Below are 14276 nucleotides of genomic sequence, written 5' to 3'. Positions count from 1 at the left end.
GCATAATTTGCATTGGTTTTGCAGTTATTTATTATAACCGCACTTTTTTAGCAATATTTTTCACAATAAAGCATTATAACAAAAGAAAAAGCCTTGCCGAAATCGACAAGACTTTTTAAAATTATGGCGGAGAGAAGGGGATTCGAACCCCTGGTACGGTGATTACCGTACACATGATTTCCAATCATGCTCCTTCGGCCAGCTCGGACATCTCTCCAAAGACAATGCCTATTATATCAAATACGCAAAAGAAAATCAAGACTTTTTTTAAAATTAATAATACTTATTATTCGCTTTCCCTTAATACCTTGTTAATATAGTTAAGCACACGCTTTTTGTCTGCGCTCCACAAGGGGGCTACAAGTATTTTTTTATCTCCGTCACCCGTAAGCCTGTGTATTACGGTGGTTTTTGGGATAACTCTAAGGCATTTTACAAGTATATCGGCATATCGTTCGAGCGACAGAACGGGCACATTGCCCTTTTCGTATTCATCGCATAAGTCGGTATCCTTTAATATGTGCAAAAGCTGTAACTTAATTCCGTCGGAACATTTGCCCGCATATTCAGCACTCTGCACTATCATATCTTCCGTTTCGTTAGGCAAACCGATTATAATGTGCGTTATTACGCTTATGCCCTCCTTGTGCAGGCGCTTAACCGCATCATCATACACGCTTAAGTCATATCCACGGCGAATATAGTCTGCCGTGCTTTTATGAACTGTCTGCAAGCCGAGTTCCACCCACACAGGCTTTATTTTATTAAGTCTTGAGAGCAAATTTACGGTTTTGTCAGGCAGGCAGTCGGGACGGGTAGCGACCGACAAAGCGACAATTTCATCGGGTTCTATAGCCTCGGTGAAGATTTTTTCAAGGTACTCAACGGGCGCATATGTATTTGTAAACGGCTGAAAGTAAGCAATAAATTTTTTACAATCGGTTTTTCTGCCGATTCTCTCTTTAGCCTCCCGAATTTGCTCGGTTATGCTGTGGTTTCTGTCGGCGGAAAATTCTCCCGAACCTCCCCTACTGCAAAAAATACACCCCCGTGTGTCTATTTTGCCGTCACGGTTAGGGCAAGTCATACCGCCGTCAAGAGAAATTTTATATACCTTTTCACCAAAGGTGTTTTTTAAATATTCGTTTAGAGAATAATAATACATAACTGCTCCGTTTTCGGTAAAATGCAAAATGACCGACTATGTCGGTCATTGCTTTGGTTAGAAAATTTAGAAGAGGAAAATCTATGAAAACTTCTTGTTAACTTTATTGTGCTTATATAATAACCTGCTTTTGTGACGATTATATGAATAGAAGTACAAAAAGATGTGAAACTTTGTGTGATTTTTTAAAAATCTTAATTACAGCTTAGAATACAGCTTGATATACTCAAGAAATTTTGCTGAAATTTCGTCTTCAAGTTTTTCAAATTCTTTGTCAATGCCGCCGTTAAAAAATTGCTTGGTATGAACTTGCATTGCGAATTGTAAATGTAAACATAGTTTATCTAAATAATTCCATATCAGAATTATATAAATCCTCTCTCGTAATATCGGCGTAAAATTCTTCACCCGCAGCATTTTCCAAAGCCTTGATAATAAGGTTCGGATTTGCGTTGTCGGTACTGCCTGCGGAAAGTACAATTTCAAGCTCGGCAAAATCACATTTTTCCGATAAAGAATAATTTTTAATGTTTTTCTTTAAATCAACAGTCTTGTAACCCGACTTTGACTTCTTTTCAAGCATAATTTCTTCGCTTTCCAAAAGTTCTTTCAGTGCGGTATATACTTTATCAGAGTTAAGATTATCACTGCTGATTTTCATATTAAACCTTGCATACGCAATTTTTCCGGCTTTCATAATCGGCTCTGTAACCGCAAAAACCCTTATGCCCTGCGGCAGGCAGGCATTAAGATTGTTGATTAATTCTTCATCGGAAATATCTTCAATCAATTTTATATCCATACACTCGTTAATTCCTCTGAATCCGAGTGAAAGCGGCAGAGGAAAAGTTGCGAACGGGTGCGGATTAAATCCCTCGGTATGCCATATCGGAGCTTTGCTCTTGTGCAATGCTCTTAACATACAACGGTTAAGGTCAAGGTGCGATATATAACGGCACTCGTTATCTTTCTTAAACCAAACTCTTGCGTTTTTCAAAGCACACACCCTCCCCGTATTTTGCCGCACCGCAGTTGTTGCACTTCAAACGACAATGCGGTGTTGTTGTATTTTCATATGCTTTTTTACATTCTTTAATAAGATAATCCTTAGTTACGCCGTAGTCAAGGTGATCCCACGGAAATACCTCGTCAAACGAACGCTGACGGTTTGCGTAGAATGTCGGGTCAATGCCGCACTCTTCAAAAATATCAAGCCATTTCTGCAAGTTAAAGCAGTCGCCCCAACCGTCAAAATGAAAACCTTTTTCGCAGGCAATTTCCATTGCTTTACACAGCTTTCTGTCGCCACGGGCAAATACCGCCTCAAGGTAACTTGTGTCGGCATCGTGGTAATTAAACTGAATCTTGCGGGTTGTAATGCTTTCTTTGATATGCTGTTGTTTAGCGTGCAAAGTAGGGATTGTGTCCTGCCCGTGCCACTGGAACGGCGTAAACGGTTTTGGCACAAATGATGACGCAGAAACTGTTACTCTTACACCCTTTCCCTTTGGCTTATTCGGGCAATTATAATAAGTATCGACTACAGCTTGTCCGAGGTCGGCAATTGCCTTTACATCGTCCATTGTTTCTGTAGGCAAACCGATCATAAAGTACAGTTTTACAGTAGTCCAACCGCCTGCAAAAGCTGTTGCGCAGGTCTGCATAAGCTCATCATGCTGAACATTTTTATTGATAACATCACGCATACGCTGACTTCCAGCCTCGGGCGCAAATGTAAGTCCGCTTTTACGCACTGTTTTGATTTTATTCATAATATCGTCGGTAAAACCGTCAACTCGCAATGACGGCAGAGAAATACTGACTTTTTCGTCCTTACTCCACTCATTGAGTTTTGTAAGCAACGGCACAATCTGTGTGTAGTCGCTTGAACTCAGCGAAGAAAGCGACACTTCGTCATAACCCGTATTCTCACACAATGCTCTGCACTGCTTATTGATAACTTCGGGAGATTTTTCTCTTACGGGGCGATAAATAAATCCTGCCTGACAAAAACGACAGCCACGAATACAGCCACGGAAAATCTCCTGCACCGCTCTGTCATGCACAATTTCCACAAGCGGAACTACGAAATTATCGGGATAATAGCTTTCGTCCATTTTCTTCATAAGGCGCTTGTGAACAACAGACGGAGCGTTATGTTTAGGAATATACCGTTTAATTGTGCCGTCCTCGTTGTACTCAACATCATAAAGCGACGGCACATACACGCCCTCTATCTGTGCACATTCAATGAGAAACTGTTCTCTTGACTTACCCTCTGCTCTGCACTTTCTGTAAAGCTCCATTACCTCAAGGTCAACCTCTTCGCCCTCACCTATGAAGAAAAGGTCGATAAAATCTGCAATCGGCTCGGGGTTGCAGGTGCAAGGGCCGCCTGCCACAACAATCTGCTTTAAACCTGTACGCTCACGGGATTTAATCGGCACACCAGAAAGCTTAAGCATATTGAGCACATTTGTAAAGCTAAGCTCATACTGCAATGTAAAACCGATAAAATCAAAATCCGATACAGGGTCGCCGCTCTCAAGTGCATAAAGCGGAATATTATTTTTAATCATTTCTTCTTCCATATCAATCCACGGCGCAAAAACTCTTTCACACCATATATATGGAATTGAATTAAACAAACTGTATAGAATTTTCATTCCGAGATGCGACATTCCCACTTCGTAGGTATCAGGAAAACAGAAAGCAAACCTCACATCAACATCTTTTTTATTTTTTACGACTGCGTTAAGCTCTCCGCCAACATATCTGCCCGGCTTTTGAACCTTTAGCAACAGTTTTTCTACTTCCTTGCTGACCATTGTATTACCTCCGTCAGAAATACCTGTTATTTTTAAAAACTAATGAAAGTATAATATAACCGCATACAAACAACAGCGAAAAATTATAATCCGAATTAAAAAGTATTATAAATCCCAGCACAGCTATTGGAAATAATGCGATGAAAGTTATGATATTTACTGCCTTTTCCGCCGTATGACCTGTAAATCTGCGGCTAAGCAAAATATACAATAGCTGCCCGCCGTCAAACGACATTACAGGCAGTAAATTTAAAAGACAGAGCGACAGATTTACATAAGCAAATTTTAATAAATCTGTTCCACTACATAAGTATATCAGAAAAATAATAATAAAACAAATAAAATTAGCAAACGGCCCGAAAAAAACTATAAGAAAATTCTGTAAATCACCTCTTTGCTGTCGGCTTTCGTCATTTATTGCAATTTCAAACAAAGAAATGCTTATTTTCTTCGGTTTGCTGCCGAAAATCAGCATCATTAAAAGATGCCCCGATTCGTGAATGACCACAGCAAAACTGCACATTACAAATCCGCCGAATATATCAAGTATAATACAAACGGCAATCAGGCAGAGCAATGTGTATGAAACACTGAATTTAATATTGAACAGTTCAAACTTCATCGTCTGTCGCTGTACCGAAAATTTCGGATAAATTGTAATCGTCGGGAGTATTTTCGGCTATAATTGATTTGTTAAGTTCGCCGTAATACCATTGACGGGCAGCAGTGTAAAAATCGCCGCCGACAGTTTTTATAACAAACGCAGCCAAAGCAAGCAATAAACATATTATAAGCTGCATCGTAACAAGGACTTGCGTATTGTGAGATTTTTTACGCTTTTGCGGCGGTAATTCTGTATTTTGAGGGCTTTCCTCTTCCGTTTCCGTATGCGCAGGAGTTGAATATTCGGGGCAAGAGGCACTCTGCCAACCGTCATCGTATGTAATTTCATTTGTGAAATTTTCTTCTGTCAAAACAACCACCTCAATGCAATATATGCACTGAGGTGGACAAAATTAACCTAACTTTTTAAAATCGCCTTTAACAAGATTTATAAAGAAACAAATTGCAATAGTAAGCGAGAAAATCTCGGCAATCGGGAATGCGTACCAAACTGCTCCGATTCCCCAAATTCTTGAGAAAATAAACGCAATCGGTAAAATAAGCACAAGCTGACGGGCAAAAGACATAATAAGACTTCTGATTCCCTTGCCGACTGCCTGGAACAAGGTGGTAAAGATAATACCCGCTGCGGCAGGAATAAAGCAAAGACTTATAATTCGGAACGCAGGCACGCCGATCTTCATAAGTTCCTCTGTGCCGCCGAACATTGAAATAAGCTGTTCCGGGATTATCCACATTGCCAATGTGCCTAAAGTCATAATAATTACGCCAATTATAATACCACGCTTGAGTGCGGAATATACACGCTTGCGGTTTCTTGCGCCGTAGTTGTAACCGATAATCGGCATAACGCCCTGGTTAAGTCCAAAGCAAGGCATAAATACAAAGCTCTGCAATTTATAATAAACACCGAGAACCGTTACCGAAGCCTCGGAAGCGGCAAGAATACCGTTAAGTCCGACAATCATAATCGAACCTATCGACTGCATAATAATAGACGGGAAACCAACGGCATATATATTTTTTACAGTCTTCATACTGAATTTAAATTTTCTGAATGTAATTTTAATTAAATGAGATTTCAAGAAAATTATCAGAAGTGCAAAAATCATACTGCAAAACTGACCGAATACCGTTGCAACAGCTGCTCCTGTAACACCGAGTTCTGGGAACGGACCTATACCGAAAATCAAGAGCGGGTCAAAAATAATATTAATTACCGCTCCCGTGAGCTGAAACAACATTGGAAAAATCATATTGCCCGTAGCCTGCAAAGTTTTTTCGATTGTAACTTCTATAATCGTAAAGAGCGAAAAGCAGAGAACCACTGTAAGGTACTGTGTACCGTATTCTATGATATTTTCGTTGGTTGTATAAAGCATCATAAAAGGTCTTGAAATCACAATACCGAGGACAAGAAATATTGCGTAGCTGAAAAAACTTAACAGCAGACCGTGGGTTGCAACCTCGTTTGCCTCTTTAAAATTCTTTTCGCCAAATCGTCTTGAAACAAGCGAGTTAATACCGACGCCCGTACCGACCGCTACAGCAATCAAAAGCATCTGCAACGGATAAGCAAGTGAAGTGGCATTAAGTCCTTCCTGACTGTACTGTCCGATAAAAATACTGTCAACTACATTATACATTGCCATAATTGTCATTGAAAAAATTGCAGGCAACGACATAGTAAGTATCAGTTTTGTCATGGGCATAATGCCCATTTTGTTTTCTTTTACATTTTCCATTCGTTTCTGTTTCCTTTCCTAATCTTAAATATTCATTTATTTTCACTTTTAGCGATAAAACGCTTTTTGTATATCAAAAAAATAAAAAGCATTATTAATGTGCCGAAAATCACACCCGAAAAGTCGAGCAGTACATCTGTAATCATTCCCGCTCTGCCCTCTACATTAAGTTGTATGGTTTCGTCACAGACCGCAGTCGCAAGTCCGCAAAACATTACATTAATATAGTATTTGTATGGTTTTAGTTTATCAAATGCAAATGCGCATGACATAAGCATTGCGCCTATTGCGGTGTATTCGCTGAAATGCGCAGTTTTTCTTACTATATGGTCAGTAAGTTCGGGAGTAAAACCTAAAAAGTCTAAAATTTTCTGCAAAAATTCAAGTACATTTCCGCTTTCTTCCGATGATATATCAGCAGGCATCGAAGAATGAATAAATGCAAATGCCACAAGGGCTATCGTTATTATAATTAAAATCGCTTTGGCTTTTTTGCCGCAACTGTATGTAGCCATTTTTAGTCACCTTGTATTATTTTACACAAATCTGCATAATATGTCAATCGACAAATAAAGGAATGGTTATATTTTAAATGTATGTTAAAATTTTGCGTAAAAGCTGTAGTTTTTTAGACAAAAAATAAATTGCAATATATATCGGTATCTGTTATACTATTTTAGTACCTTTATTTTGAAAGGAGTATTGTTTTGTTAAACTATATCTTGGTATTTTTGATTGCTATGGTTCCTCTTATTGAGCTGAGAGGTGCCGTTCCGTTCGGTGTAGGAATGCAGCTTGATTTATTCTGGGTGTATGTCCTCGCTATCTTAGGTAATATGTTGCCCGTACCTTTTATATATTTCTTTGCAAGAAAAATTCTTGTATGGGGCAGCGACAAAAAATTTATAGGAAAATTCTTTAAATTCTGCCTTGAAAAAGGCGAAAAGGGCGGTAAAAAATTGCAGGCAAAGGCCGGCAGAGGTTTGTTCTTCGCTTTACTTTTATTCGTAGGTATTCCTCTTCCCGGTACAGGCGCCTGGACAGGTACACTTGCCGCAAGTATGCTCGATATGGACTTTAAGTCAAGCGTAATTGCAGTAATGCTCGGTGTAATTCTTGCAGGTATAATTATGGGACTTGCAAGTATGGGCTTATTCGGCGGATTAAGCGCAATTTTTGCTCCAAAATAATAACCGACGGGCAGCTTTGGCTGCCCTGTTTTTTAGGATGATAACTTTGAAAAATACAAATTATGATATAATAACGGTCGGTGCGGGTGCTGCGGGACTTGCGGCGGCTATATCGGCAAAACGAAATAACAGAGATTTAAAAATAGCAATTCTTGAGGCTCAAAGCAAAGCAGGCAAAAAAATTCTTGTTACAGGCAACGGCCGCTGTAATCTGACAAATACCAATGTCAGTAAAGAATTTTATCACGGCAGTTTTGATGTTTCTAAAATCTTAAACAGATTTTCCGCAGAAAAACTTATAAATTTCTTTTCAACCTTAGGTCTTGTATGCGACACAGAAACAAACGGACTTGTTTATCCTCATTCAAGACAAGCAAGTGCCGTGCTTGATGTTTTGCTTATGGAAATTAAAAGGCTGAAAATCGAAATCATATGCGACTGCAAAGTTGAACTTATCCGTAAAAAAGGCGAATTTTTCAATATCAAAACCTCGAACGGAGAATACACCGCCAAAAAAGTAGTTATGTCATGCGGCGGAAAGGCCTTTCCTACAGCAGGCGGCACAGGACTCGGACTTGATGTTATAAAAAATCTCGGTCATAAAATCACGCCGTTATTCCCTGCCCTCTGTCCCATTCAGGTCAAAAGTGATTTTATGAAAAGTCTTAAAGGAATCCGTGCTAAAGCGGAGGTTACTCTTTATGACGGCGAAAAAGCAATAAAAAGCGAAATCGGCGAAGTACAGTTTACGGATAATGCACTTTCGGGAATTTGTGTGTTCAATCTCACAACTCTTTTACCCAAAACCAAAAATCCGATTATTTCCGTAAATCTTACAAAAGATTATTCGTATATAGAATTATTAAATTTACTTTATGACAGAAAAAAGCTGTTTGCAAATGAACCGCTCGAAGAATTTTTCACGGGTCTTTTTCATAAAAAAATAGGAACTGCACTTATTAAAAGCATTACAAACAAAGCATTGACAGAAAGCTGTAAAAAGTTAAGCGACAAAGAACTAAAATCACTTGCGAATTTAATTCAAAATTGGAAATTTGAATGTAAACAATGCAAAGATTTTTCAAAAGCTCAGGTAATGCTCGGCGGCGTAAACGGAAACGAAGTAAACGGCTATACATTTGAAAGCAAAGTTGTAAAAAATCTATACATCTGCGGCGAAGCACTCGATGTTTGCGGAGATTGCGGCGGATTTAACCTGCATTTTGCTTTTGCAAGCGGTATTATAACAGGAGAAAACCTATGATAAGAATAAGCAATATACATTTACCTCTTGACTACACAAGCGAAACCGTTTTAAATAAAGCGGCAAAACTTATTAATGTAGATAAAAAGTTTTTTAAAAGCTGTACGATTTTCAGACGCTCGATTGACGCAAGAAAAAAGGATAATATATTTTTTCTTGCAACCGTTGACGCAGAACTTTTTGTAAACGAAGAAAAGATATGCAAAAAATTTAAAAACGCCGAAATCGCAGAAAAATATGAATATAATGTTGAAAAATTCAGAGGTACGGTCAGCCCTGTGGTAGTCGGAGCAGGCCCTGCAGGATTATTTGCCGCACTTATACTTGCACAGAGCGGTGCAAATCCGATTTTAATCGAGCGTGGCAGAGATGTAGATACCCGAACGGAAGATGTACATAACTTTTGGAAAAACGGTATTCTTGACACAACAAGCAATGTACAATTCGGCGAAGGCGGTGCCGGAGCTTTTTCTGACGGCAAACTTACCACAGGCACTAAAGACACCCGTCAGCGCAAGGTACTTATTGAATTTGTAAAACACGGAGCACCTGACGAAATTCTTTACAATGCAAAGCCGCATATCGGAACGGACAAATTAAGACCGACAGTTAAAAGCATAAGAAATGAAATTATCCGCCTCGGCGGAAAAGTTATGTTTGAAACAAAGCTTATCGGATTTTCAGCAAAAGGCAATTCTGTTACAGGTGCGGAAATTGAGCATAACGGAACTAAACAAACCATTGATACCAATGCAATTATCCTTGCAATCGGACACAGCGCCAGAGATACTTTTGAAATGTTAAATGAAAAAGCTATTCCGATTGAGGCAAAAGCATTTTCTGTCGGTGCAAGAATTGAGCATCACAGAGAAATGATTGATAAATCACAGTACGGCAGATTTGCAGGCAACAAAGCGCTTGGCGCAGCAAGCTATAAGACAAATGTTCACCTTGAAAACGGCAGAGGCGTATATACATTTTGTATGTGCCCGGGCGGAAAAGTTGTAAATGCCTCAAGCGAAGAAAACCGACTTTGCACAAACGGAATGAGTGAATTTGCAAGAAATGAAGAAAATTCAAATGCCGCCTTACTTGTCGGGATTACACCTGCCGACTATCAATCGGAAAATCCGCTTGCAGGAATGTATTTTCAGCGTGAACTTGAGCATAAAGCATTTGTCGCCGGAGGAGAAAACTTTAATGCTCCGGTTCAGCGTGTATGCGACTTTATTGAAAATAAGGCAAGTACAAAAATCGGTGATGTAAAACCGTCTGTAGGTCCCGACTTTACACCGACCAACCTTAATAAATGTCTGCCTGATTTTATAACAAACTCAATGCGACAGGCAATAGTGCAAATGGATAAAAAATTACACGGTTTTTCATACGGTGACGCTGTGCTGACAGGTGTTGAAACCCGCAGTTCATCGCCAATCAGAATTATGAGAAACAACAATTTACAAAGTATTTCGGTAGCAGGACTTTATCCGTGCGGAGAGGGCGCAGGCTACGCAGGCGGAATTATATCTGCCGCTGTCGACGGAATTAAATGTGCGGAGAAGATTATAGAAAATTCCATATCGGAATAAAAGCAAAATTACAGCAAGCAAAAAGTGCAGTTCATACGAGCTGCACTTCTTTTGTTTATAAGGTATATGATAAGGTATATGAATATTTAATTTTGAGCTGTAATATACATCTGAAGCTCAGTTACATCTAATACTGTAAGCTGACCGTCACCGTTGAGATCGAGTGCCTCAAGTACCGCCTTGTCGCTTTCATCTATTATAGGCATACCGTCATCATTTTTAGAACCCGCAATATGTAACTGCATAGATGTAACATCGGAAACATTTACAATCCCGTCACCATTTGCATCACCCTTGAGCACTTTTTTGCCATCAATAGCCACAAATTTCAGCTTGTTGCTATCGGTGTAAGAGTTTACATAACTCTGTGCATACGAACCTTCGTAGCCATAAATTGTAATGTCTGAGTTAAGGAGGAAGAATAATCTATCGCCAATTGAGGTTACGCTCTTAGGAATAGTTACACTTTTAAGATTGTAGCACTCTGTAAAGGCATACTCTTCAATAGTTGAAACACCGTCCGGAATTACTACGCTTTCAAGGCTTGTGCAACCCCAAAAAGCACAACCCTTAATGTATGTAAGAGTTTTGGGAAGAGTGATGCTTTTCAAATTTGTTTTATTATAAAACGCACCACGAGCAAGCATAGTTACGGTTTTGCCGTCAATCTGTTCCGGAATAACTACATCGGTATCACTGCCAAGGTATTCCCAAAAAATAATTGACTTGCCATCAATGTTCTCATAACGGTAGTCGCCGCTTGTTACAACAGAATGCACAGCATCTCTGCTCTGCGAAACCTTTGGTACATTTACTTCGACTGCGTTTGCAGTGAAAGGTATTGCAGAAAATGCGGAAGCAAGCATTGCGGTAACAATTATAGCTGTAATAGCTTTTTTAAATTTTTTCATTTTATAACCCCTAACTAATATATTTATATTTCTATGTTATCACTGCAAAAATGCTTTGTCAATAAAATGAATAAATTTTAACACTGATTTTCACATATTATAAAAAGTAATCACAGCAATTTTTATATAAAAGCGAGAACATTTGTCAAAATATTGATTTTGTCGTTTTACAAGCATATAATTAATTAGGATTTTAATTATTAGAATTTTAACTATAGAGGTGTAGTATGAAAGAATCAATACATTATCTGCTAATGGCAGATCATTTTTTAGTTCAAAAGGCACTGCTTGCAAGTATAAAGGATTCGGGTCTTACTCCGGGACAGCCAAAAATACTCGACTATCTGCAAAATCATAACGGCTGCGTGCAAAAAGACATTGCTAAAGGCTGCCATATTGAGCCGGCATCAATTACAGTTATTCTCAAAGGAATGGAAACTAAAGGCTATATTGAAAGAAAAATGCTCAACGGTGACCGCCGCTCCCTGTATGTATTCCTGACTGACAAAGGCAAAGAATACATTGATTATCTAAACAGAAAATTTAAAAAAATTGAAAATGCAGCTCTTAAAAATTTTAATGAAGATGAAAAGCAAAAATTTAACGATTTATTAATGCGTGTCTATGAAAATATGCTTGAATATGATAAGGAGGAAAAACAACAATGAATTTAAAAAATATGAAAATCAGACTACCGATGTACCTTGTAGGTTTATTTATAATGACAATAGGTATAGCAATTTCCGTTAAATCGAACCTCGGTGTATCGCCTGTAAGTTCTATCCCCTACACTATGACCTGTATATGGGGAATTGAAATGGGAAAGGCTACCATACTTTTTCATATTGTATTGGTATTAATACAATTAATTATTCTCAGAAAGAATTTTAAACTGATCAGCTTATTACAGATTCCCGTAGGCGTTGTTTTCGGTTATTTCACAACATTCTGTAATTATCTTGTAAGCTTCTTCCCCACTCCCGACAATATCGTAATAAGAATTATTATGGTACTCATCAGTGCCGCAATTGTTGCTATCGGTATTTTCCTTTACTTGCCTACCGATGTTATCCCGCTTGCGGGCGAAGGCGTTATGAGTGCGGTTTCGCAAGTAACTAAGATTGAATTTTCAAAGGTAAAAATGGCATTTGACATAACAATGGTTATTATATCAGGTGTATCTTGCCTTATTTTTATCCACAATCTCGGCAGTGTGGGAATCGGCACAGTAATTGCCGCTTTTCTTGTAGGATTTATTCTCGGTATAATAAATAAAGTGTTCGGAAAATACAGAGATAAACTCTTAGGCAAAACCAAAATTGCAGATGATACCGCTGAAACAGATGACAAACCTACTTATGTAATCTCCATTTCAAGAGAATACGGCAGCGGAGGCAGAGCAATAGGAAAAATTCTTGCCGAAAAACTCGGATACAAATATTATGACACCGAACTTATAAAACTTGTAATGCAGGAAAGCGGATATTCACCTGAATACATAGAACACAACGAGCAAACTCTTGACAAATCAGCGCTTAACGACTTTTTTGAATGGTACCAGCAAAACAACGGTGATACTGTTCCTAATATCAACAGCTTGTTCAAAAAAGAAGAATCGGTTATTAAGCACCTTGCCAAAACCGAAAACTGTGTAATTGTCGGCAGACTTGCAAACTATATTTTAAGAAACAAAAAACATATTTACAATGTATTTATAACCGCAGATGAAGAAAGTGAAATTGAAAAAGTAAAAGAAAGAGATCACCTTTCACATGAAAATGCCGCCAAGCAAGTAAGAAAAGTAAACCGAGAACGCTCTGCGCACTGCAAATACTTTACGAATACAGATTGGGGCAATGCAAAAAATTACAATCTGACTATAAAATCAAATGACTTCGGTTATGAAAAAACAGCGGATTTAATCGAAATACTTTTCAAACAAAAATTTTCGTTATGATTCTTTAGGTCGATTTTCAGATTAGAAAATTATTAATACAAACTTCAAATCAAAACATAATTCACCTTAACTTTAATGAAACAAGCTAAAAGACAGACAGTAAAAACTGCCTGCCTTTTTCTTTGTCAGCCGTTACAGCCACACTCAAAATTACATTTTTCTCTTTCTTCAGGTCTTGCATTCGGCGGGAAGAATGATTCGTTAGGGAAATCTACCCTGCTGAATACTTCGCACGGGTCGTCACTTTCAGGCTTACATTCCTTGCGAGGAATACAAAAATCATATGACGGAATCATAATCTGTACATTTCTCTCAAGCTGTGTAATTGTAAAAATACCGATAGTGGCACTTACGCTCGCATCTCCGGTCACAGCAAAATCGTCACCAAAGTATGTTATTACACATTCAGGTATAGGAGCACAAGGAAGCTGCGGAACACTTCCTTTTATAAGTCGTGCCGAAAGAGCCATAGGTTCGGAAATTTGTACTGTTGCATTTGGTAAAAACTCCGTGCAACCGCATGATGTAACAGGTTGAGAGCAAACTATACAACTGTCGCTCGAAAAGCTCTTTGAATTTGATTCACTGCCGTAAAGAACCGACCTTTTACCGTAAATTGCAAGTCCGTTTACCCGTGACGGAATTGTTGAACCGCAGGTATATGCCTCAAGAGAAATATCAAAATAGAATGTAACATCAACCGCATAACAGCCACGATGAAAAGCGATTGATTCAACGCTTACATCGGCGGTTATAACGCTTGCCTTGCAGATTTTTACAGATGATGCGTTATTGATAACAGATTGACTGCAAGGTGTAAAATAAACCGCAAGATTGCTAAGGCAATCCTTTGAGCCGCAACTGTCATAAATACGGCTTGCGTTTATGCAGACAGCGTCTGTGCATTTGTTTTCGGTAAGCGGTTCGTTGCCCGACTGCCGTGGTACTGTGCCGTATGATACATCTGGCATAAAAATTAACCCCCATAAAATGTATTAACAGG

General features: G+C 38.6%; 14 protein-coding genes and 1 tRNA gene. 5 read left to right on the top strand and 10 right to left on the bottom strand.

The features are described from left to right. Positions 1 to 124 precede the first annotated feature (124 nt). The 8 genes from KGF34_RS01850 to KGF34_RS01815 all read right to left on the bottom strand — a co-directional run bounded on the left by KGF34_RS01850 (position 125) and on the right by KGF34_RS01815 (position 6877). A tRNA-Ser gene (locus KGF34_RS01850) sits at positions 125 to 217 on the bottom strand. A 69-nt stretch (positions 218 to 286) separates the two neighbouring features. Further along, positions 287 to 1192, bottom strand: a complete 906-nt coding sequence (locus tag KGF34_RS01845; RefSeq protein ID WP_354667449.1) for a TIGR01212 family radical SAM protein — start codon at positions 1190 to 1192, stop codon at positions 287 to 289. A gap of 313 nt (positions 1193 to 1505) precedes the next feature. Next, entirely contained in the window at positions 1506 to 2162 is a 657-nt protein-coding gene (locus tag KGF34_RS01840; protein ID WP_252559641.1) for a TIGR03936 family radical SAM-associated protein, read from the bottom strand. Beyond that, positions 2137 to 3993, bottom strand: coding sequence for a TIGR03960 family B12-binding radical SAM protein (locus KGF34_RS01835; protein WP_252559640.1), 1857 nt, complete (start codon positions 3991 to 3993; stop codon positions 2137 to 2139). Before KGF34_RS01835 ends, KGF34_RS01840 begins: the two co-directional genes overlap by 26 nt. Before the next feature lie 13 nt (positions 3994 to 4006). After that, entirely contained in the window at positions 4007 to 4615 is a 609-nt protein-coding gene (locus KGF34_RS01830; protein ID WP_252559639.1) for a site-2 protease family protein, read from the bottom strand. Then, on the bottom strand, positions 4605 to 4967 hold the full coding sequence (locus KGF34_RS01825; protein WP_022234357.1) for a hypothetical protein: 363 nt from the start codon (positions 4965 to 4967) through the stop codon (positions 4605 to 4607). The genes KGF34_RS01830 and KGF34_RS01825 overlap by 11 nt, the downstream gene beginning before the upstream one ends. Positions 4968 to 5009: 42 nt before the next feature. After that, a complete protein-coding gene (locus tag KGF34_RS01820) occupies positions 5010 to 6362 on the bottom strand; it encodes an MATE family efflux transporter (protein ID WP_252559638.1) in 1353 nt (450 codons plus the stop codon). A 32-nt stretch (positions 6363 to 6394) separates the two neighbouring features. Next, a complete protein-coding gene (locus tag KGF34_RS01815) occupies positions 6395 to 6877 on the bottom strand; it encodes a VanZ family protein (RefSeq protein WP_252559637.1) in 483 nt (160 codons plus the stop codon). Between the two features lie 225 nt (positions 6878 to 7102). On the opposite strand from KGF34_RS01815, the gene KGF34_RS01810 reads away from it, so the two are divergent. The 3 genes from KGF34_RS01810 to KGF34_RS01800 are packed head-to-tail and all read left to right on the top strand — an operon-like array spanning position 7103 to position 10405. After that, positions 7103 to 7552 (top strand): small multi-drug export protein, encoded by a 450-nt coding sequence (locus KGF34_RS01810; RefSeq protein WP_186935009.1) that lies wholly within the window; start codon positions 7103 to 7105, stop codon positions 7550 to 7552. A gap of 46 nt (positions 7553 to 7598) precedes the next feature. Further along, on the top strand, positions 7599 to 8816 hold the full coding sequence (locus KGF34_RS01805; protein ID WP_252559636.1) for an aminoacetone oxidase family FAD-binding enzyme: 1218 nt from the start codon (positions 7599 to 7601) through the stop codon (positions 8814 to 8816). Then, entirely contained in the window at positions 8813 to 10405 is a 1593-nt protein-coding gene (locus KGF34_RS01800) for an FAD-dependent protein (protein WP_252559635.1), read from the top strand. Before KGF34_RS01805 ends, KGF34_RS01800 begins: the two co-directional genes overlap by 4 nt. Before the next feature lie 86 nt (positions 10406 to 10491). On the opposite strand, the gene KGF34_RS01795 is transcribed toward KGF34_RS01800, so the two are convergent. After that, positions 10492 to 11316 carry a leucine-rich repeat protein gene (locus KGF34_RS01795; protein ID WP_252559634.1) on the bottom strand — a complete coding sequence of 275 codons (825 nt, stop codon included), beginning with the start codon at positions 11314 to 11316 and terminating at the stop codon, positions 10492 to 10494. A 227-nt stretch (positions 11317 to 11543) separates the two neighbouring features. Between KGF34_RS01795 and KGF34_RS01790 the strand changes: the two genes are divergently transcribed. Next, a complete protein-coding gene (locus KGF34_RS01790; protein WP_022233966.1) occupies positions 11544 to 11984 on the top strand; it encodes a MarR family transcriptional regulator in 441 nt (146 codons plus the stop codon). After that, on the top strand, positions 11981 to 13273 hold the full coding sequence (locus tag KGF34_RS01785; RefSeq protein WP_252559633.1) for a cytidylate kinase family protein: 1293 nt from the start codon (positions 11981 to 11983) through the stop codon (positions 13271 to 13273). The genes KGF34_RS01790 and KGF34_RS01785 overlap by 4 nt, the downstream gene beginning before the upstream one ends. 125 nt (positions 13274 to 13398) lie before the next feature. On the opposite strand, the gene KGF34_RS01780 is transcribed toward KGF34_RS01785, so the two are convergent. Then, positions 13399 to 14244 carry a hypothetical protein gene (locus tag KGF34_RS01780; protein ID WP_207735296.1) on the bottom strand — a complete coding sequence of 282 codons (846 nt, stop codon included), beginning with the start codon at positions 14242 to 14244 and terminating at the stop codon, positions 13399 to 13401. Between the last annotated feature and the right edge of the window lie 32 nt (positions 14245 to 14276).

The sequence above is a fragment of the Ruminococcus sp. FMBCY1 genome (genome assembly GCF_023921805.1).
GTDB classification, from domain to species: Bacteria; Bacillota; Clostridia; order Oscillospirales; family Acutalibacteraceae; genus Ruminococcoides; species Ruminococcoides intestinale_A.
The sequence above is the reverse complement of the archived record's forward strand: the minus strand, read 5'-3'. Positions and strand labels throughout refer to the sequence as shown.

Bases quoted from the DNA above. Each gene is read 5' to 3' on its own strand.
- KGF34_RS01815 (WP_252559637.1), bottom strand. From the start codon at position 6,877: ATGGCTACATACAGTTGCGGCAAAAAAGCCAAAGCGATTTTAATTATA.
- KGF34_RS01835 (WP_252559640.1), bottom strand. From the start codon at position 3,993: ATGGTCAGCAAGGAAGTAGAAAAACTGTTGCTAAAGGTTCAAAAGCCG.
- KGF34_RS01790 (WP_022233966.1), top strand. From the start codon at position 11,544: ATGAAAGAATCAATACATTATCTGCTAATGGCAGATCATTTTTTAGTT.
- KGF34_RS01785 (WP_252559633.1), top strand. From the start codon at position 11,981: ATGAATTTAAAAAATATGAAAATCAGACTACCGATGTACCTTGTAGGT.
- KGF34_RS01830 (WP_252559639.1), bottom strand. From the start codon at position 4,615: ATGAAGTTTGAACTGTTCAATATTAAATTCAGTGTTTCATACACATTG.
- KGF34_RS01810 (WP_186935009.1), top strand. From the start codon at position 7,103: ATGGTTCCTCTTATTGAGCTGAGAGGTGCCGTTCCGTTCGGTGTAGGA.
- KGF34_RS01795 (WP_252559634.1), bottom strand. From the start codon at position 11,316: ATGAAAAAATTTAAAAAAGCTATTACAGCTATAATTGTTACCGCAATG.
- KGF34_RS01820 (WP_252559638.1), bottom strand. From the start codon at position 6,362: ATGGAAAATGTAAAAGAAAACAAAATGGGCATTATGCCCATGACAAAA.
- KGF34_RS01780 (WP_207735296.1), bottom strand. From the start codon at position 14,244: ATGCCAGATGTATCATACGGCACAGTACCACGGCAGTCGGGCAACGAA.
- KGF34_RS01800 (WP_252559635.1), top strand. From the start codon at position 8,813: ATGATAAGAATAAGCAATATACATTTACCTCTTGACTACACAAGCGAA.